The organism is Microcoleus sp. BROC3, from assembly GCF_036702515.1.
Taxonomy (GTDB): Bacteria; Cyanobacteriota; Cyanobacteriia; order Cyanobacteriales; family Microcoleaceae; genus Microcoleus.
On the sequence record NZ_JAUBTQ010000009.1, the window covers coordinates 34875 to 52497 of the forward strand.

24 protein-coding genes are annotated in these 17623 nt (G+C 44.6%); 10 read left to right on the forward strand and 14 right to left on the reverse strand.

Annotated elements, in window-relative coordinates:
- Window positions 1–25 precede the first annotated feature (25 nt).
- The 3 genes from QUB30_RS07835 to QUB30_RS07845 are packed head-to-tail and all read right to left on the reverse strand — an operon-like array spanning window position 26 to window position 775.
- On the reverse strand, window positions 26–238 hold the full coding sequence (locus QUB30_RS07835) for a helix-turn-helix transcriptional regulator (protein WP_333331501.1): 213 nt from the start codon (window positions 236–238) through the stop codon (window positions 26–28).
- A gap of 57 nt (window positions 239–295) precedes the next feature.
- A complete protein-coding gene (locus tag QUB30_RS07840) occupies window positions 296–508 on the reverse strand; it encodes a helix-turn-helix domain-containing protein (RefSeq protein WP_332948907.1) in 213 nt (70 codons plus the stop codon).
- 54 nt (window positions 509–562) lie between these two features.
- Entirely contained in the window at window positions 563–775 is a 213-nt protein-coding gene (locus QUB30_RS07845) for a helix-turn-helix domain-containing protein (protein ID WP_190735550.1), read from the reverse strand.
- A 201-nt stretch (window positions 776–976) separates the two neighbouring features.
- On the opposite strand from QUB30_RS07845, the gene QUB30_RS07850 reads away from it, so the two are divergent.
- Together QUB30_RS07850 and QUB30_RS07855 are read left to right on the forward strand one after the other, a co-directional pair.
- Window positions 977–1420, forward strand: coding sequence for a hypothetical protein (locus QUB30_RS07850; protein ID WP_333331504.1), 444 nt, complete (start codon window positions 977–979; stop codon window positions 1418–1420).
- Window positions 1421–1494: 74 nt separating this feature from the next.
- Window positions 1495–1788, forward strand: coding sequence for a hypothetical protein (locus tag QUB30_RS07855; protein ID WP_333331507.1), 294 nt, complete (start codon window positions 1495–1497; stop codon window positions 1786–1788).
- Window positions 1789–1819: 31 nt separating this feature from the next.
- Here the strand turns inward: QUB30_RS07855 and QUB30_RS07860 are convergent, their stop codons facing one another.
- From QUB30_RS07860 to QUB30_RS07870, 3 genes are read right to left on the reverse strand one after another with little or no spacing between them, the layout of a single operon-like run.
- On the reverse strand, window positions 1820–5287 hold the full coding sequence (locus tag QUB30_RS07860) for a tetratricopeptide repeat protein (RefSeq protein WP_333331510.1): 3468 nt from the start codon (window positions 5285–5287) through the stop codon (window positions 1820–1822).
- Window positions 5288–5337: 50 nt separating this feature from the next.
- Window positions 5338–5484 (reverse strand): hypothetical protein, encoded by a 147-nt coding sequence (locus tag QUB30_RS07865; RefSeq protein WP_333331513.1) that lies wholly within the window; start codon window positions 5482–5484, stop codon window positions 5338–5340.
- A 27-nt stretch (window positions 5485–5511) separates the two neighbouring features.
- Complete coding sequence (locus QUB30_RS07870; RefSeq protein ID WP_333331516.1) at window positions 5512–6264, reverse strand: hypothetical protein; 753 nt, start codon at window positions 6262–6264, stop codon at window positions 5512–5514.
- 235 nt (window positions 6265–6499) lie between these two features.
- On the opposite strand from QUB30_RS07870, the gene QUB30_RS07875 reads away from it, so the two are divergent.
- The 8 genes from QUB30_RS07875 to QUB30_RS07910 all read left to right on the forward strand — a co-directional run bounded on the left by QUB30_RS07875 (window position 6500) and on the right by QUB30_RS07910 (window position 12565).
- Complete coding sequence (locus tag QUB30_RS07875) at window positions 6500–7141, forward strand: PD-(D/E)XK nuclease family protein (protein ID WP_333331519.1); 642 nt, start codon at window positions 6500–6502, stop codon at window positions 7139–7141.
- 194 nt (window positions 7142–7335) lie between these two features.
- Window positions 7336–7875, forward strand: a complete 540-nt coding sequence (locus QUB30_RS07880; RefSeq protein WP_333331522.1) for a Uma2 family endonuclease — start codon at window positions 7336–7338, stop codon at window positions 7873–7875.
- Between the two features lie 196 nt (window positions 7876–8071).
- Window positions 8072–9253: a GTPase gene (locus QUB30_RS07885; RefSeq protein WP_333331525.1), complete on the forward strand. Its 1182-nt coding sequence runs from the start codon at window positions 8072–8074 to the stop codon at window positions 9251–9253.
- 113 nt (window positions 9254–9366) lie between these two features.
- Window positions 9367–9912 carry a Uma2 family endonuclease gene (locus tag QUB30_RS07890; RefSeq protein ID WP_333331528.1) on the forward strand — a complete coding sequence of 182 codons (546 nt, stop codon included), beginning with the start codon at window positions 9367–9369 and terminating at the stop codon, window positions 9910–9912.
- A gap of 244 nt (window positions 9913–10156) precedes the next feature.
- Window positions 10157–10474: a 2Fe-2S iron-sulfur cluster-binding protein gene (locus tag QUB30_RS07895; protein ID WP_333331531.1), complete on the forward strand. Its 318-nt coding sequence runs from the start codon at window positions 10157–10159 to the stop codon at window positions 10472–10474.
- A 57-nt stretch (window positions 10475–10531) separates the two neighbouring features.
- Window positions 10532–10723 (forward strand): hypothetical protein, encoded by a 192-nt coding sequence (locus QUB30_RS07900; protein ID WP_333331534.1) that lies wholly within the window; start codon window positions 10532–10534, stop codon window positions 10721–10723.
- Window positions 10720–11925, forward strand: a complete 1206-nt coding sequence (locus QUB30_RS07905; protein WP_333331536.1) for a DUF3326 domain-containing protein — start codon at window positions 10720–10722, stop codon at window positions 11923–11925. Before QUB30_RS07900 ends, QUB30_RS07905 begins: the two co-directional genes overlap by 4 nt.
- A 46-nt stretch (window positions 11926–11971) precedes the next feature.
- Window positions 11972–12565: a CPBP family intramembrane glutamic endopeptidase gene (locus QUB30_RS07910; RefSeq protein ID WP_333331540.1), complete on the forward strand. Its 594-nt coding sequence runs from the start codon at window positions 11972–11974 to the stop codon at window positions 12563–12565.
- A gap of 222 nt (window positions 12566–12787) precedes the next feature.
- Here the strand turns inward: QUB30_RS07910 and QUB30_RS07915 are convergent, their stop codons facing one another.
- From QUB30_RS07915 to radA, 8 genes are all read right to left on the reverse strand, one after another.
- The gene (locus QUB30_RS07915; protein WP_333331543.1) at window positions 12788–13192 is read right to left on the reverse strand and encodes a TIGR02588 family protein; all 405 of its coding nucleotides are present in this window, start codon (window positions 13190–13192) and stop codon (window positions 12788–12790) included.
- A complete protein-coding gene (locus QUB30_RS07920; protein WP_333331546.1) occupies window positions 13189–14043 on the reverse strand; it encodes a TIGR02587 family membrane protein in 855 nt (284 codons plus the stop codon). The genes QUB30_RS07915 and QUB30_RS07920 overlap by 4 nt, the downstream gene beginning before the upstream one ends.
- Window positions 14044–14250: 207 nt before the next feature.
- A complete protein-coding gene (locus tag QUB30_RS07925; RefSeq protein WP_333331549.1) occupies window positions 14251–14427 on the reverse strand; it encodes a hypothetical protein in 177 nt (58 codons plus the stop codon).
- Window positions 14428–14430: 3 nt separating this feature from the next.
- A complete protein-coding gene (locus tag QUB30_RS07930; protein WP_333331551.1) occupies window positions 14431–14652 on the reverse strand; it encodes a hypothetical protein in 222 nt (73 codons plus the stop codon).
- 27 nt (window positions 14653–14679) lie between these two features.
- The gene (locus QUB30_RS07935; protein WP_333331554.1) at window positions 14680–15123 is read right to left on the reverse strand and encodes a hypothetical protein; all 444 of its coding nucleotides are present in this window, start codon (window positions 15121–15123) and stop codon (window positions 14680–14682) included.
- A gap of 148 nt (window positions 15124–15271) precedes the next feature.
- Window positions 15272–15595 carry a hypothetical protein gene (locus QUB30_RS07940; protein WP_333331557.1) on the reverse strand — a complete coding sequence of 108 codons (324 nt, stop codon included), beginning with the start codon at window positions 15593–15595 and terminating at the stop codon, window positions 15272–15274.
- A 109-nt stretch (window positions 15596–15704) separates the two neighbouring features.
- Window positions 15705–15941, reverse strand: a complete 237-nt coding sequence (locus QUB30_RS07945) for a type II toxin-antitoxin system prevent-host-death family antitoxin (RefSeq protein ID WP_333331560.1) — start codon at window positions 15939–15941, stop codon at window positions 15705–15707.
- A gap of 45 nt (window positions 15942–15986) precedes the next feature.
- Entirely contained in the window at window positions 15987–17543 is a 1557-nt protein-coding gene (radA, locus tag QUB30_RS07950; RefSeq protein WP_333331563.1) for a DNA repair protein RadA, read from the reverse strand.
- Window positions 17544–17623: the final 80 nt, after the last annotated feature.

The following is a 17623-nucleotide window of genomic DNA, read 5'->3' on the forward strand; positions in this document are numbered from 1 at the left end:
ATAATTAGTTCGTAAAAGCGATCGACTATTCCTGCACAATTTCATACAAATCTTCGATCGACAAATCAAAAGTCCTCGCCAACTTGTGCAAGCCTGTCACGTCAACAGTTGCTAATCCGGGCGATCGGGCATAGGTTCTGAGGGTACTGTAGACTACGCCCGATCGCTCTGAAACTTCTTTCAGCGTCCAGCCCTTCTCGGCAGCAAATTCTCGAACCCGCAACTTAATTAAGCCCATAAGCTCTTGAGATGTGATTGAGATAAGTCATCCGATTGTACTGTAAAAAGCGATCGACTACTCTTTGACGACCTCAACCAAATCTTCCACCATCACGTCAAAAGTACGTGCCAACTTCAGCAGACAAGTAAAATCAACCATTGCCATTCCCGGAGAACGTGAATAGGTGGTGAGTGTGCTGTAAATGACTCCCGATCGCTCAGAAACCTCTTTGATCGTCGGGCCTTTCTCAGCAGCAAATTCTTTAACCCGCAATCTAATTAAACCCATTGACAAAAAACTAGATTTACTCTGGGATAAAATTTTATCGTAAAAAGCGATCGCTCACTCCTGCACAATTTCCACCAAGTCTTCAATCATTACATCAAAGGTGCGAGCCAACTTGTGTATAGAAATAAAGTCAATGGTTGACACTCCCGGACAGCGGGCGTAGTGTCTGACGGTGCTGTAAATTACTCCCGATCGTTCTGAAACTTCTTTCAGCGTCCAGCCTTTCTCGCTAGCTAGTTCTCTGACTTTTAACCTGACTAAACCCATACTTGACAAATGATGGTACACCATCATAGGATGGTTTTATCGTAAAAAGCGATCGCCCCAACGTCTGGAAAACTCAAGGACGATCGCCTATCAAAGTTCAAATCCCATATAAGGGACTGCTCTATCTATCAAATTCCCAAATCAGGAATCTATCTATCCAAATCAGGAATCGATCTATTCAAATCAGGAAACTTATCAACTATGTTAGCAAGCTTTCGACCAAAATCAACCCCCAGACACAGATTGAGCCGGTTTGTCACGAAAGAGGCGATCGCGCGGCTGCTGAAAATCAAGGTAGAACAAATATATCGCTTCGAGTGCTGGGCGCATATCCTGTACGTGCACGCCAAAGGCATGAGTCGGTTTGTGAGTTATGCCGACTTTCCGCCAGTTTTGGGAGTGGAATCGCCCTCTGGTTTAGATTTTGGTTATTGGAAGCGCCGGATAGCGAGTCAGAAAGAGAGACACGCGCCGGATTTTTGGGTGGATTTTTATGCGGCGAGATTTCAGAAAGCTGTTTGTGTTTCTGAATTGTTGGAGTGGGGGGAAATGGTGGGGGTGATTAAGTTTATGTTGCGATCAATAGCCGTGGAGTCGCTGCGAAAGGTTTATGCACAAGAGAAATCTCTGCTAGAACATTTCTAAGAAGAGCGATCGACTAAAAATAGAAGTAAACAGTCGTAAAATATTGATTGAAAAAAGGTAAAGGAATAAGAACAATGACAACCGAACGCTGGACAGATGAAATGGTGGATGATTTAGCTTCCACTGTGGATGACTTGGCTTCCACTGTAGAGCAAACGACTCGGAATATCGAACAAACTAACCGCAATGTCGATATGCTTGTAGGTGCTGTCAATTCTATTTTAGAAAGAGATTCCCAGCGGGATGAAGAAATGCGGCGGCGGGATCGGGATTTTCAACAGTACAAAATAGAAAATGACCAGCGATTTAATACCCTGCTCGAAGAAGTCAGATTTTTAATCAGAAAACTGGGAGAGAATCAAGGATAGATTAGCTCTGTTCAAAATGCTACTGTTTCTCCTACGCCAAACCCTGCGAAACAAACCCCGCCCAATTATAGGGACTGACAAACGGCAATTCTTGCCGACAAAGCCAGTCTAAACGCAATCGCACATTTTTGACAATTTCTGCTTGTTTTTCTCCTTTTTGTTGCTCAAAATAATCCTCTAACAGGGGTTTATATTTACGAGATAACTCATCACCTGTCAAGTTGCGTAGCTTAAATTGTGCTTTTTGCAGCGCTTGCGATCGGCTATTATCCTGCTTTTCCTGATAATATAAAATGCAAAATAAAGCGGTTGCTAAATCATCCACAGCCCACAAGGTACTGACCACATTTCGCGCACCCGCACAGAGGAAACCGCTAGCTATCGAGAGCGGATCGTCGGTAATGTGGGTAAAGGTTAAATTAGTTTCGCAGCAGGAGAGGAACACTTCGGCTAAGTCGGTAAATCTCCATGTAAAAACACGACCGAGGTTGATATCGCCATCAAATAAATGCAGTTTTGATTCTAGAGAATTATTCAGATCGGCACTGGCGTGATGGCTGGAATGAAGGACTTGCACTTGGTTGAGTAAGTTGTGATAGTTGCCGATCGTCGCTTGCTCATATTCGAGGCGGGAATTTTTATCAATTTGGTGCATGGTTGCCAGGGTTTCGCACTCGTAGCCAGTGAAAACGAGGTCGCCTGTGGCATTTTCGACGATTCCCATTGTGGAAGGTTTGAGGTTGCCTCGCTGGTGGCAAAAGTTGAGAATTTGGCAACTGGGAACGATGCGGAGGCGGAATTTATCGCTGAGGTATTCTGGTTGTTTTTGGGGCGAGGTTTGGGCAGGGGTGAGGGTGGGTTTGCTGAGAGGTTTTAAGCCGCGTGTTCTGTCGGAGGCTGTATTGCTGTGGGGAATGGGAATCTCGTTTAAAGGTAAGGCAGCAAAGGGGATTTGATGCAGGTACAGGTGAGGGATGATAATCAGTTCTTGAATGCCGTTGAGATGTTGGGAAATTAGTTGATTAATTTGCAGGCGCTTAGCGAGTTCGGGGAGAAATTCACCCATTTGATTTTGCCATGCGGTTTGGTTTTCTTTATAAGGCTTTAACCAGTTGTTGAATAGCCAATTTTGGAAGGTTTCCATTCCTTGACCTTCGCAGGTGTGGAGTTGGGTTGGTTGATTTTGACGCAAGATGAAAATGTGGGTATGCTCATCAGTGGTGTAAAAATTAAGGATGGCGGTTTCGGCATCGGGAATTAAGGCTTGCATCTGGTCGAAACTGAGGGGGGCTGGTTGCAATTGAGCCGCCAAAACTTGGTCTTTGCTGCGAATTTTCAGCCAAGCTTTCTTTTTTTCATCTTCTAACTCTTGAATCTTTTCGATGATAGCGTCGCCGTTGGGGATTGGTTGGCGAGTGGCGGCGATCGCTTTTGTACCGTCATTTTCAGAAATACGCAAATGATCGCTTTGTTGTTGCAGGCGATAGTATGCTTCGACTTCGGGGGGAATTTCGCCTTGGGGGTAGAGGTCTTTGCTGGCGAATAAGTCGGCGAGGTGGCGTGATCGGGAACGATCGGCGGTTTCGACGGCTTTATCGTATTGTTTGAGGTTGATGTAGCATTGGACGGCGTTGGCGTAAACGGAGATGGCTTCTTTAATGATTTCTTGGCGGCGTTTGTCAGTGGTTGAGCCTTTGCGGAGTAGTTCGACTGCTTGCAAGGCGGGTTCGTATCCTTTTAAGGCGAGTTGCCAGTCGCCTTGGGTAAAGCCGATGTTGCCAAGGTTACGACCTGCTTTTAAGCATTCGGCTGGCATGGTTTTGGGAGTTGCAATTTTGAGGCAGTCTCGATAGTTCTCTATGGCTTTCTCTGTTTGTTGTAATTGTCGGTAAGCAATACCAATATTGTTCAAAGCACTTGCTTCTCCAAGGCAGTCTTTGATTTCCCGACTAATGGCTAAAGACTTTTCGTGAAAAGGGATCGCTCGTTCATATTCTCCGAGAGAGCGGTAAGCAATACCTAAATTTTCCAGATTATTTGCTTCTCCAAGGCGGTTTTTGATTTCCCGACTAATAGCTAAAGACTTTTCGTAGAAAACGAACGCTTGTTCATATTCTCCCAAAGAGTCGTAAGCGTTGCCTAAATTTCCTAGTGAAGCAGCTTCCCCAAGGCGGTCTTTGATTTCCTGACTAATGGCTAAATGCTGTTCGTTGAAAGTGATCGCTCGTTCATATTCTCCCAGAGAGTAGTAAGCATTGCCTAAACTTCCCAGAGAATTTGCTTCTCCTTCGCGGTCTTTGATTTCCCGACTAATGGTTAAAGACTGTTCGTGGAAAGTAATAGCTTGTTCATATTGTCCCAGAAAGCAGTAAGTATTGGCTAAATTTCCCAGTGCATTTGCTTGGCCAAGGCGGTGTTTGATTTCCCGATGAATGGCTAAAGACTTTTGCTGGAAATCGATCGCTCGTTCATATTCTCCCAGACATTGGTAAGCATTGCCTAAACTTCCCAAAGCATTTGCTTCTCCTTCGCGGTCTTTGATTTCCCGACTAATAGCTAAATGCTGTTCGTGGAAATTGATCGCTCGTTCGTATTCTCCCAGGGATTGGTAAGCATTGCCTAAACTTCCCAGTACAGTTGCTTCTCCAAGGCGGTGTTTGATTTCCCGATGAATGGCTAAAGACTTTTCGCAGAAAGCGATCACTCGTTCATATTCTCCCAGGCATTGGTAAACAGTGCCTAAATTTCCTAGAGCATTTGCTTGCCCAAGGCGGTGTTTGATTTCCCGACTAATAGCTAAATGCTGTTCGTGGAAAGCGATGGCTCGTTCATATTTTGCTAGAAAATAGTAATCATTACCTAAATTTCCTAGTACAGTAGCTTCTCCAAAGGGGTCTTCGATTTCCTGACTAATGGCTAAAGACTGTTTGTGGAAATCAATTGCTTTTTCATATCGTCCAAGACGTTGGTAAGCATTGCCTAAGTTTCCCAGAGAATTTGCTTCTCCTTGGCGGTCTTTGATTTCCTGGCTAATAATTAAAGAGTTTTCGTATAAAGCTATGGTTCGTTCATATTCTCCCAGACATTGGTAAACATTGCCTAAATTTCCCAGAGAATTTGCTTCTCCTTGGCGCTCTTGAATAGCTTTATAAATGAGCAGGGACTGTTCCAAACACTGAGTAGTAACTATAAACCGAGGAATGTTATATTGCTCAAGTCCCCAATCAAATAAAATATCCGCTGTCGGTTTTCTAATTACTCTTGGCTGCTGTTCGCTACCGATAATTTTCCCCAGTTGCAAGGCAAGGTTAGTTAAAGAGTTAGCCACCTTTTGTTTGCCATTATCATCAAATTGTTTAGCAACTGCAATAATCGTTTTCAAAAGTCCGGGGTCGAGTAAGTCGGAGTGTGCGTTTAAGATTTGCGATTCTTCCCCTTTAGAAGATTTGAGCAGTTTTTGGATGAGTTGCCAATAGGCGGCGCTGCGATTTTCGTACATTGTTGTTTTCCTCTCTTCTCTGTGATTTTTTTTAGGGTTTCCAACTCCAATTAGGCAGTTTCCACCACCTCAAAGCTTTGATAAAACACTTGCCAATTATCTTGTTTGTCCAATTGTTCAAATAACTCTTTAAGCCGTTCAGCATTCCATTCCGGTAAAGGTTCCTCTTCACGGGGAATCAACCAAGGTAAACTCACAGGGTTTTCCACTGCAATTGCTACAAATTATTCCTTTCCTAGTTCCTCAAAAGTAAATATTTCCTTATTTTGAGGTAGCCTCATCGGTGGTTGATTCACACCATTAGGTGCATATCCCAAAGATGGACAGAGTATATATTTCATCTCAGCACTGCGATACAACAAAAGCATTTGATAGTTAGGATATGCCAAATTTACAATCATCGACAACGGCTGATTAATTGGAATTGTGGGGTCATTTTTTGGTGCAGAAGATCGAGGCGATAGCGGCTTAAGTCCTCTAGTACCAACTCCCACTGATGCAGTTTCCTGCTCAGTTGAAAACTGTATCCAATCGGGAGCAGTTTTAGCTTGTTTCTTTAAAATCTCCCAACCATTAATATCAACCCACCGCAGGTATTTATGATTCCACAGCCACTTATAAACCTCTTTCCAAGGACTAAATTTTTTGTGAGTCTCTTCATCCTCTTTTCCTTTAAGTGTTCCCCCTGCTTTAAGATTTAACAACGCCTCAGTATTCACGCCATCCACTTTCATCTCTTCTTCGTAGGCTTTATGAACTACCTCAATCACTTTCCGAAGGGTTTGATTTATTTTTTCTTCACAATAAACTGCTAAATCGTTTTTCATTAGTTTAGCAATTTCTTTATTAGTGCTTACTCTGTTGTCCGGGTGATTCTCGGGGGCGAATCGCCGAAGAAAACAAGCCTTCTCCTCACTCAGGTTTCCAGGAAATAGCGATTCAGCGATTTGGTTCTGAAAATTTTGCTTAAGATTCATACATCCACTGCCCTAACTCAGCCTTATCAGCTTATCTTAGCAAGCTTGTCTCTAGCTGGCAACTCCTTAGCGCAAGTCATTATTTAAAATAATTTGCCATAATTTGACATTATTTGCAATTATTTGATTCCTCAAAATCATCATTTATTATCACCAAGAATTATCGGAAATTAACTAGACATCATTTGGAAGTGGGTGTCATCGTAAAGACATCCCAAACACACTTCTAAAAAATATGCCAACACAAGCGCAAAAAAGATTCCATCTCTACACCACTGTAACTGGGCTTTCCGAACCTTTAGCCAACGAAAAAGATTGCCAACACGCATTATGGCAACGGACTCACTATCAATTTGAAAAACAACCGAGTACCTATGACCCTTCAGAACATGAAGAAAAGCTGATTCAACGAGCAGTACAACTGCAAAATGAAGGTTTCACCGTCTATGTTGAAAATCAAAATTCATTCAAATATAAAGGTCAAACCTTTGATATCTGCGTTGCCGGGAGACCTGATATCATTGCTATAAAAGATGATTGGGCAGTTGTCGAAGATATCAAAACCGGCAAGCGCAAAGATTCACATAAAATGCAAGTGCTCCTCTATATGTCAATGTTGCCCTTTGCCGCGGAAACCAAAAATCTGTTTAAAGGTCACATTCCGCACGGGCGTTTAGTTTATGGAGATGGGATTTTAGATCTTCCCAAGTGGTATGTTAATGAGCAATTTAGACAGCGTTTGCAGCAGTTAATTGCCATGCTTTGTAATTCTCAACCTCCCAAGCCAAAACCTAGCGATTGGGAATGTCGCTATTGTAAGGTTCCCTCTGCCTGCTGTTCTGTAAAAATGAGCCGAGGAACTGATTTATTTGCATAAGTCGATCGCCGGAAATACCCGTAATGCCGAGAACCGATAGGTTAAAAGCTGTCGCTATTAGAAGCAAGTCCGCCTACGTTGCTCGGCCTGACGGCATTACAGTATAATTTCAGCAGTGTGGGTCAAAGTGCGATCGGCAAGGGCGATCGGTCATAATAGTAACAAGTAAGTTTACTAAAAGCGAATAAATAACTATGGTCACTGCTACTGCTGCACAGAAGAATTTTACTTTAGAAGACTTCATGGCTAATCCCCCCGACAACATGGAATGGGTGGACGGACAACTCGTGGAGAAAAATGGAGCCACGCTCAAGCATGGTAAAATTCAATCAAGCCTGGGTTGTGGTTGGGCAAATTACATGATTTCCAGCAAACAAGGAGGAGAAGTTTATATTTCACCACCTTCCCGCACTAACCAACAAATTCGTCGCCCCGATGTCGCTTATCTCACACCAGAATTAGTTGCACAATTTGGCAATCTTGCCACTTTACCCCAAAGTTTCCCTTTAGTTGCCGAAATAGTTTCACCCACCGATATCGCTGAAGATGTCTTTCTCAAAGCACAGGAATATTTAGAATCTAGCTGTCAGGAAGTCTGGTTAGTTTTTCCCGAAAGTCGTTTAATATTCGTGATAAATCAAAATCAAATATTGACATTTAGATCCGGCGATACCGCCACCACCCAACAAATCCTCAGCGGTTTTAGCATTGATGTCGATCGATTGCTAGCTTAAACTCAATTCTACAACCTTTCATTTAGCAGCACGCGACACAAAACTATCCTCTACCCCTTGCACCAGTTCTTAAATCAAATTGCTACAATATTCTTAAGACTCCCCCAGTCCGCCTTCGCGGACTTCGTTTGTAGAGCATCGGAATTATATTCGGTGGTATTTAATTAATATCCCGCCCTTATCGGAGCAAACCGCCATGTCAGACGACTTTTCCTTAGACGAGCTTTTAAATAGAAGTTACTACGCCTTCAAAGACGCAGAAAACCAAGTGGGACAGTGCAATGTTTTAGTCATCGGCAAAACCGGCGTCGGCAAAAGTACCCTGATAAATTCAGTTTTTCGCAAACGCTTAGCAGAAACCGGAGTCGGCCGCCCCATCACTCAAGGCATTCGCCAATATACCAAACCGAATTGCCCAATTACAGTCTACGATACTCCCGGACTCGAACTCAACGCCGAACAAATTAAAGTTATTCAATTAAACGTTGCTAAACTGATTGAAGACCAAAGACTCCTGCACCCCAAAGAACACATTCACGTCATCTGGTACTGCATCAATCACAGCGCCAATAGAATAGAATCTGTCGAGGAAAACTGGCTAAAAGAAATGGAAGTCAAAGACGTACCAGTTGTTTTAGTGCTGACTCAGACGACATCTAAAAAGCCGGGCGAGTTTTTCAAGCAACTGGAACACATGAATTTGCCCGTCAGTCAAATCATCCCCGTTATGGCTGAGCCGGAAGAAATTGATGAGGATTATACAGTAAAATCTCACGGTTTAGATAAGTTGGTAGATGCAACTTTTCAACTGCTGCCGGAAGTAGCTAAAAAAGCTTTTGTTAAAGAACAAATTGCTAATATTGCGCTCAAATCCGATATGGCATTTAAGTATCTAAGTGCTTATGTTGCAGGTTCTGCAATTGTCGGTGCCACTCCTGTACCGTTTGCTGATGCGCCGATTTTGATGGCGATGCAAACGGCAATGATTGCTAATATTACTGTGATTTTTGGAATGCCCTTTGATAAGGGCTTTATTTCGGCGATGCTGTCTGCTATTAGCGGCACAGGCGGAGTTACTGCTGTTGGCAGAAGTATTGTTACTAATTTGATTAAAATGATTCCTGGTGCGGGTACTGTTGTCGGCGGTGCTATCTCCGGTGCAACGGCAGCAGCTCTCACGCTTGCCCTCGGTTTGGCTTACATTGAAGTGCTTAAAGCTTATATGAAAGCTCAAGTTAATGGGGAACAACTTTCTTTGCAACAGTTAACCAAGATGTTTGTGGAAATGTACAAGGACTATGCTAGTTCTGGGCGTAAAACTTTGAAGGATGAGCAAGAGAATCAACCTAAACCTCCCAATCAAATTAATATTGATTAGATGGGGAATTGGTAATGGGGAATTGGTAGGATATAGACTCTTTCCGCAATTCCCGTCAGTGAAGATATCGCAAAAAGCACTACAATATCAGTGAATGCTGCAAAAGGAAGTAAATGGCTATGGTAATGGCAGCCGTTTTATCAGAAAATGTTTCTCTAGAAGACTTTATGGCTAATCCCCCCGAGTGCATGGAATGGGTGGACGGGCAAATCGCGGAGAAAAATGGCATGACAGTAAAACACAGTCGAATCCAATCTCGACTAGATTATTGTTGGAGAAGTTATAAGATATCTAGCGGACAAGGCGGCGAAGTTTATGTCGAAGTTCCTTGTCGTACTGACAGGCGAGTGCGCCGTGCTGATGTAGCTTATTTGACTCCTGAATTAGTCTCACAATATGGTGATGTTCCTACTTGGCCTCAAACTCCGCCGTTAATTGCTGAAATAGTTTCTCCTACTGATATTGCGGAAGAAATATTTCTGAAAGCACAAGAATATTTAGATTCGGGTTGTCTGGAAGCTTGGATTGTTTTTCCAGAAAGTCGCTGGATATTGATAATGACTCAAACTCAAAAGTTAACTTTTAACCTGGGTTCTACAGTCAGCACTAAGCTAGTGCTGCCGGGTTTTAGTGTTGCGGTTGATGAGTTGTTGGCTTGAAGGCAAAAAATTAATTAGGTATAAGTGCTTTGTGGCACAGTTCCGCCGTGAGGCTTGTAATAATTTGTGAAAAAGTCATTGACAAAATGCCGATCGCTCGCCCAGCCAATTAATAAAAAAAATTATCAATAAAAAATGTAGTTGTAAAATTGCACAAAAGCACAAACAGCGGTAAAATACTGATTGCTTTGTTTCCAAATCTAGCGTAAATTCCAATTGGGGAATTAAAACCAATAATTGAAATATGTCTAAGACTTACACTGTTGAATTGATCCACCAAGGATCTACCTATACCGTAGAAGTACCCGAAGATAAACAAATTCTCCGCGTCGCTAACGACGCCGGCATTGAGTTGCCGAGTTCTTGCAATGCGGGGGTTTGTACTACCTGTGCTGGTAAAATTATTGAAGGGGAGGTCGATCAAGCTGATGGTATGGGCGTTAGTCCGGATCTTCAGGCAGAAGGTTATGTGTTGCTGTGCGTTGCTTATCCCCGATCGAACTTGAAGATAGAAACAGAAAAAGAAGACATTGTGTACGATCGCCAATTCGGTAAATCCTAGGACTAAGCTAAAATTGACCTAAGTACCGTTAGCGGTAAAACCACTATGGATCGCCCTATGACCACCCATTTCATTTCCGCAGAAGTTGACCTCCACGATACCGCCGAGCAACTGCACTCGGCTATTGAAATTGAACTGCAAAAGCACGGCGAACCCCTGCGGTGGGCCGTCACAGATGTGGATGTCGATCGGCAAAAGGCTGTGGTAGAAGGCTACGTGCTCGTGGAAGCATCCTCCGCAACACCGTGAACCCCCGCCCTTTGACAGTGGTTTTGATAGTCCCCACAGGCGTTGGAGCCTCGATCGGGGGCTTTGCAGGAGATGCGCTGCCCGTGGCTAGGGCGATCGCCCAAATTTCAGACACCCTGATCACTCACCCCAACGTCCTCAACGGCGCTCAACTTTATTGGCCGATACCTAACGCTCTCTACGTTGAAGGTTACGCCCTTGACAAATTTGCTGCCGGATGCTGGGGACTGCAACCGGTACATCAAAATCGCATCGGCTTAATCCTCGATTCTGCGATCGAACCAGACTTGCAGTTGCGGCACTTGCAAGCGGCTGATGCAGCGAGAGCTACATTGGGCTTGAATATAACGGATTGTGTTTTAACCGATCGCCCTCTGCAAGTAGAATTGCGTATTTCTGAATCAGGGGCATCCTGGGGGACGATCGGCAATCCCGACAGTTTATTGCGCGCTGCGGAAAAATTAATCCAACAAGCAAGAGTAGAGGCGATCGCAGTTGTCGCCAGATTTCCCGACGATGAAGGCAGCCTCGCCCTCGAAAACTACCGCCGCGGCAAAGGAGTTGACCCCCTCGCCGGCGCGGAAGCTGTGATCAGCCACCTCATCGTCAGGACGTTTAAAATCCCCTGCGCCCACGCCCCCGCGCTTTCGCCACTTCCCCTCGATCCGCACCTGTCTCCGCGATCGGCTGCTGAGGAAATCGGCTATACTTTCCTACCTTGCGTCCTTGCCGGCCTCAGCAAAGCTCCGCAATTTGTCACTCCTACTGTGGGACAGGCATCTTGCCTGTCGCAGGTATTGGGCGGGCAAGATGCCCGCACGCAGGTATTGGGCGGGCAAGATGCCCGCACGCAGGTATTGGGCGGGCAAGATGCCCACCCCACAAGAGAGAAATTCTATGCAAACAGGCGAGATTTCGAGTCCCAGGATTTGTGGGCCGATCGAGTCGATGCGGTGGTAATACCCGCCACAGCCTGCGGCGGCAGTGCTATTCTGAGTTTGAGCGGGCGATCGTCCGTACAAATCATCGCTGTGGGGGACAACAAAACCCAGATGCAGACAACTCCAGAAAAACTCGGAATCAAAGCTTTGCAGGTAAACTCATATTTAGAGGCGATCGGAGTTTTGGTCGCTTTGCGGGCCGGCATCAGTCCAGCTTCCTTGGGTGCAGACATCTCCTCCCTGCGTTGTTTGTCTGACTAAACTAAACAATTCTAAAATCTCAAACCTCAAATCTAAAAGTGATTAAGTGGCAGAAAAAATTCCCGAAAATCCTGAAATTGAACCCTTGACGCGCACCCAAGTTTTAGTAGCAATGGGCGTGACAGCAATTATGTTGCTGGCGGTAGCTAAATTGTGGTTGCTATTTGGATCGGTATCGCTTTTGCCAGTCAAATTGATAGGAATGGACTTGCTCAAAGGATTTGCGATCGGACTAGCAATTACAGGTGGCAGTGCGATCGTTTATCACCTCTGGCCGGGTTATCGCCGGAGTGCAGACGTTTACTTGGAAGTAGTGCTCAAACCTTTGTTTTGGCCGGATTTGATTTGGCTGGGACTGCTGCCCGGACTTAGCGAAGAATTGCTATTTCGAGGCGTGATGCTGTCTGCTTTAGGATTGAATGTTACCGGTTTAGTTTTATCGAGTTTTTGTTTCGGTATTCTGCACTTGGGAGGCATGGATCAGTGGCCTTATGCTGTTTGGGCAACTGCTGTCGGATTGCTGTTGGGTTACAGCGTTTTAGCTACTGGGAATTTGTTAGTGCCAATTACGGCTCATATTTGTACAAATTTGATTTCTAGCTGTGTTTGGAAGTGGGAACACAATGCGGTGAAGCGGTAGCTCGATCGCAATTCCAAAGCGATTGAAATCGCGCCTGCGCGGAATATAGCAATAAATGCCGAAAACGCGCAAGGGGGTTTTTAGATTTAACGAACCGCGAAGACGCTAAGGGCGCGTTCGGCGAAGCCGTTCCCGTTCCCCGCAGGGGTTCCCGAAGGGTAGGGTAGGAAGAGAAAGAGTTCACAGAGGTGAAAAGGTTTTAACCGCCGAGTTTTATCTGTGTTAAGGCAGTTTGTAGCTGCTCGATCGCACAATCAACTCACCTTGACGCGGATCTCGGCTGAAGATAAAAGCTCCTTCTTCAGTTTCGCCGCTTGACAAAAAATCAATTTGTTGATCGCCGGATTCCAAGACTTCGCCGTTGACGCGCAATTCGGCAATAATTTGCACGGACTCTGCCGTTTCGCCACCCGTATTTGTCACTGTAAACGGTACGTAAAATTGCCCTTGAGTTTCACGAATAGGCGTGTTGCGAGTGACAGAAATAATCGGAGGTTCCTCTTTTTTAGTCACCCAGTTGTAGAGTACCAGCCCGGTGAGGGTAAAAAGGATCGAGCAGGCGATCGCAAATGTCGCCCATTCAGCAAAAGTTCTTTTTGGTTGCTGTTCGTTATTACTTTCACTCATACCGCCAGCCTCCCCGCCGCGCCGCCAATAGTCGCCGGCAATCCTAATACTAACGTATAGCTCAACCAAATCGACCACGGGTCGTCAAAACTCAGTTTTTGGAAGAAAAACATCATAAATGCAGAAGCCGCCAGCGACACTAAATACGCCATGACAGTTTCGCTGAGGGGACGCTGAAAAATCCCTTGCTGTTGCTGCCGTTTAGCTTGATAAGTAAAGCCTGCTACAAAGACAATACCGTAGGAAATGAGCAGCGAGGCGGCGATAATTGCTAATTGCCAAGGTGGCGAAATACCTGCTGCTAGCATGGGAATTTCGTCTGTTGGGGCAATGTTGAAAGCAATGATCATCGCGCCAATTAAAGTAGCGCCAATATCTGCTAAAGTTGGGTTAATATTAGGTTCGCTGTCGCTGTCTGAACTTTGATAGCGATCGCCGCTCAAGAAACCGCTTGCTAAGGCCACTCCCAACGCAAACGGCAGGCCTTCAAAGATGATTTTCCCCAGAGTTTCTTGCAGTGGAGTCTCCGGCGTAATTTCCCGGAGCAAAAACAGGATCAAAGCCGCGCAGACAATGCCGATCGCGATCGCTTCTACGGTATCAATTGCAGCATCTAGCCAGCGGATGTCCTTAGTTTTGCGAAAACCTTCAGTGCGAGTCAGCAAGAAAACCACGATAAAAGTAGTTGCGATCGCGATCGACATTTCCGCTGGTTTAGTATGCGAACCGATCCACCAAACCTCCATCGTATAAAGCAGCGGAATGCCGAATAAAAATCCGCCCGATGCGCCTCGAATGATGTCGTTGAGTTCATTTGACCACTGATTTTTGCGTCTTTTTGATTTGTTCATGTTTCCTGAAAACGCACCTCAAAAATTTGGCAAGTAAATATTTTTTAAAACCAGCTCAAATAGAATACCATATTTGTTGTATTCTTTCTCTAACTTGCGTCCAGTCGCTAGCGGTTAAAATTCCAATCGACGATTGACTAAACGCTTTTCTATTGTGTTCGCCTTATGCAGCCGAACCACTGACGAACGCAACAAACCTGCCTGCTCTCATTGTACAATCTCAACATCAAAAACAGTCCTAGTTGTTTGACTTGTCACTCGTGCAACAACAATATCTTCATCTCCTGCATCCAAAAGTACCAGCACAGGACGGAGTTTTGATGTTGTTACACCGGCAAAAGGTAGTGCCAGTAAGAGAACTTCTCCTGATTGATAATTTGGCATATTTCAAATATTGTCGTAGATAGCATCTTCCTCGCTGTAGCCAGTCAATAATTGCTCAGTAGCAAGGAGCTGCCAAGCAGCATTTTCCTCTTCTGTGTCAGTTGGTTCTTGCACCAGAACAATAACTCTGACTTCTTGGTTAGCTGCTAAGTATTTTAAGAGGCGATCGGGAAATTCTATTTTCCCTTGATCTGTGAGTTTTGCGGGAAACTCGTAAGCTTTCATAATTCTTATATCTAGTTTTTTACAACATTACGCAGTTTTTGATTTATTTTCTAATTCCTTGATTTTGTTTTGCAACCTTGCAACTTCATCAATTAACTGCAACACTGTAATTGCAATATCTGGTCTAACTTCTGGTTGGACAGTATTGTCAATCTGTGACTGCGCCCACTCTTGCAGTTGCTTTAACTTTCCTAGTTTGCTAAAGACAGGATTGCCATCATGTTCAGCAATGCCAACAACCTCTTGACTGAATGCAGCTAACCTAGCAAAGAGCTCATCCTTCTGCGAAACTGCCAAAATGCGCTGATTCACTGTGTAATGTGCCTGGTTAGGAGTAATAAATGTCACATTAGGCTTAGCTAAAAAGTTATTATCTAAACTTTGTGATGAATCAAAGGTTTTGCAAAAAATTTTTATTATTTGTGTAAATTCTTGCTGTTCTTCAACTGTAAGCGGACGAGCGAACAACACAGTATGAGTATGTGAAATAATGCCATTCTCTGTATTTTAACGATTTGTATAACGAATTGTTAAATCGTTCAAATTGTAAGTTTTTTTCATTTATCTAGCTTCCTGGTAAGGTTGAAAGTCAGCTTTTTTATTTAAAAAGTCAAAGGCATTAATTAATTGAAAACCATATTTGCTGTGCGGCAAACATTACATTGGCAATTGGCTCAATTTTAGCTTCTCCTTTATCTAACAGATAGTTTAATTCTACCACAGGCAAAAACATTTCAATAACTGTGCAGCCTAAAGCCTCTAAACCGGGTGCTAGGGTAGCAAAGAACCAGGCAACTTCTGGATCGAATGCAGCGTACCAACCGATCCCTAATTGTATTGGCTGAGTTTGCAAAGCTAGCAAGCGAGATCCGTTTAACCCGTTATTAAGAATATCCAATGCACTCTCAATATCTGTACCGTGATAGAGTGTTACGATTGCCATAACTATCCCTTGAATAAGTGTGGTTATTTGCAATCGTCTCATAGTATTTGCTACTAAACAACGATATTTTTTTCGTTCTATCGTGGTTAGGGCTGAGTGTCCAACAACCTCATTCCATGTACTCCTTAAACTCTTCTAGCGGTTCGTCAAAATCATCGGACATCCAAACCATTCCTTTAGCACCCCCAGCTTTGGATGGCCAGCGCTTCTTATTAGCTGGCGGTATTCCTACCAATTTTACAACAGGCTGGTTATCTTGAGTAATCGCCACTTCTTCGCCTCTCATCGCCGCTTCGATCAATTCCAGAAGCTTTTCTTTTGCCTCAATAATGTCTAGTTGATACATAATTCGTGCCTCCTTACTATCAATTTACAACATCACTATTCTAACTCAATTCAACAAATCATCTTCGTCCAAATCAACTGACTGCAACTCCATATCAACCGACTGCAACTGAGCCGGTGTAGCAGGAATCGCTGCAATAATTGCATCAATTACCTTCGCCACCGGAATAATGTCCATTCCTAACTCGGGCACCGGTTGATTCTTAGGAATAATCGCCCTTTTGAAACCCAATTTCGCCGCCTCCCTCAGCCGCAACTCTAATTGCGAAACCGGCCGCACCTGTCCCCCCAAACCCACTTCTCCCAGCAAAACTGTGCGTGCATCAACCACCCGATCGCGAAAACTGGCCACAACGGCGATCGCAACTGCCAAATCGGCCGCCGGTTCATCCACCTTCAACCCGCCCACCGTCGCTAAAATCACATCTAATTTAGATAAAGGAATCCCCACCCTTTTCTCCAAAACAGCTAAAATTTGCTGCAATCTAGCATTGTCCACACCAGTAGTAGTACGGCGCGGCGAACCGAAACTTGCAGGGCTGACTAACGCCTGAATTTCCACTAAAATCGGTCGAGTTCCTTCGCAAGTAACCGTCGTCGAAGTACCGGGAGAAAATTCATCTCTATTCCCTAAAAACAACTCCGACGGATTATCTACTTCTCGCAAACCGTTGGCTACCATTTCAAAAACACCGATTTCGTGAGTAGCGCCGAAACGGTTTTTCATCGATCGCAAAAGTCGATGAGAAGCAAAGCGATCGCCCTCAAAATACAGTACAGTATCTACCAAATGTTCCAAAACCCTCGGCCCGGCCAAAGCTCCATCTTTCGTAACGTGACCGACAATAAATAAAGTAATATTTTCCCTTTTCGCCACCTGCATCAAAGCAGACGTACATTCCCGCACCTGAGCCACCGAACCCGGAGCCGATGTTAAACTAGCAAAATAAATAGTTTGGATGCTGTCAATCACCGCTACATTCGGTTTCAGCGCTTCCAACTCCCGCAAAACAACTTCTAAATCTGTCTCTGGAAGCAAATAGAAATTCTCCGCTGAATTGTCCTCCGAATCCTTTTTAGCTTCCCCGTTACTGCCAGATTTATGCCCGCCGTTGCTTGACAATTCAACCGGATTAGCCACGCCCAAACGCTGCGATCGCAACTTCACCTGCTGGCCGGACTCCTCCGCACTGACATACAGTATCCGATCCTTGCGGGACAACATATTTGCCACCTGCAACAGCAGCGTCGATTTCCCGATTCCCGGTTCCCCGCCAATCAAAACTAGCGATCCGGGAACAATCCCGCCTCCCAAAACTCGATCGAGCTCCCCGTAACCAGAAGGCCAGCGAGACTGAGTTTGGTCGGAAATCTGCGATAATCTGAAAGATACCCTTGGTTGACCCTTCGACTTATCAGGGGGCGAACCGCCCACTGTCTTAGTTGTCACCCCTGTTAAACCCGCCCGCGACACAGCAGCAGTAGGTTGTTCTAACTGCTCGTCAAAAGAATCCCACTTCTGACAGCTAGGACACCTGCCAAAATATTGTGGTGAATCATACCCGCATTCCCGACAAATATATTGTATTCGAGGCTTAGGCATTGTTTACTATGATAAATAGTCACCCTAACATTTAGAAAAGTCTGAGTTAAAGCAATTATCAAGCTTTCAGACCGATCTCC

What these genes read in the sequence shown, in the direction of transcription:
- QUB30_RS07940 (WP_333331557.1), bottom strand. Translation starts at nt 15,595, where the DNA reads ATGGCAATCGTAACACTCTATCACGGTACAGATATTGAGAGTGCATTG.
- QUB30_RS07885 (WP_333331525.1), top strand. Translation starts at nt 8,072, where the DNA reads ATGTCAGACGACTTTTCCTTAGACGAGCTTTTAAATAGAAGTTACTAC.
- QUB30_RS07850 (WP_333331504.1), top strand. Translation starts at nt 977, where the DNA reads ATGTTAGCAAGCTTTCGACCAAAATCAACCCCCAGACACAGATTGAGC.
- radA (WP_333331563.1), bottom strand. Translation starts at nt 17,543, where the DNA reads ATGCCTAAGCCTCGAATACAATATATTTGTCGGGAATGCGGGTATGAT.
- QUB30_RS07930 (WP_333331551.1), bottom strand. Translation starts at nt 14,652, where the DNA reads ATGAAAGCTTACGAGTTTCCCGCAAAACTCACAGATCAAGGGAAAATA.
- QUB30_RS07945 (WP_333331560.1), bottom strand. Translation starts at nt 15,941, where the DNA reads ATGTATCAACTAGACATTATTGAGGCAAAAGAAAAGCTTCTGGAATTG.
- QUB30_RS07835 (WP_333331501.1), bottom strand. Translation starts at nt 238, where the DNA reads ATGGGCTTAATTAAGTTGCGGGTTCGAGAATTTGCTGCCGAGAAGGGC.
- QUB30_RS07840 (WP_332948907.1), bottom strand. Translation starts at nt 508, where the DNA reads ATGGGTTTAATTAGATTGCGGGTTAAAGAATTTGCTGCTGAGAAAGGC.
- QUB30_RS07880 (WP_333331522.1), top strand. Translation starts at nt 7,336, where the DNA reads ATGGTCACTGCTACTGCTGCACAGAAGAATTTTACTTTAGAAGACTTC.
- QUB30_RS07925 (WP_333331549.1), bottom strand. Translation starts at nt 14,427, where the DNA reads ATGCCAAATTATCAATCAGGAGAAGTTCTCTTACTGGCACTACCTTTT.
- QUB30_RS07860 (WP_333331510.1), bottom strand. Translation starts at nt 5,287, where the DNA reads ATGTACGAAAATCGCAGCGCCGCCTATTGGCAACTCATCCAAAAACTG.
- QUB30_RS07915 (WP_333331543.1), bottom strand. Translation starts at nt 13,192, where the DNA reads ATGAGTGAAAGTAATAACGAACAGCAACCAAAAAGAACTTTTGCTGAA.
- QUB30_RS07895 (WP_333331531.1), top strand. Translation starts at nt 10,157, where the DNA reads ATGTCTAAGACTTACACTGTTGAATTGATCCACCAAGGATCTACCTAT.
- QUB30_RS07900 (WP_333331534.1), top strand. Translation starts at nt 10,532, where the DNA reads ATGACCACCCATTTCATTTCCGCAGAAGTTGACCTCCACGATACCGCC.
- QUB30_RS07855 (WP_333331507.1), top strand. Translation starts at nt 1,495, where the DNA reads ATGACAACCGAACGCTGGACAGATGAAATGGTGGATGATTTAGCTTCC.
- QUB30_RS07845 (WP_190735550.1), bottom strand. Translation starts at nt 775, where the DNA reads ATGGGTTTAGTCAGGTTAAAAGTCAGAGAACTAGCTAGCGAGAAAGGC.
- QUB30_RS07890 (WP_333331528.1), top strand. Translation starts at nt 9,367, where the DNA reads ATGGCTATGGTAATGGCAGCCGTTTTATCAGAAAATGTTTCTCTAGAA.
- QUB30_RS07875 (WP_333331519.1), top strand. Translation starts at nt 6,500, where the DNA reads ATGCCAACACAAGCGCAAAAAAGATTCCATCTCTACACCACTGTAACT.
- QUB30_RS07920 (WP_333331546.1), bottom strand. Translation starts at nt 14,043, where the DNA reads ATGAACAAATCAAAAAGACGCAAAAATCAGTGGTCAAATGAACTCAAC.
- QUB30_RS07870 (WP_333331516.1), bottom strand. Translation starts at nt 6,264, where the DNA reads ATGAATCTTAAGCAAAATTTTCAGAACCAAATCGCTGAATCGCTATTT.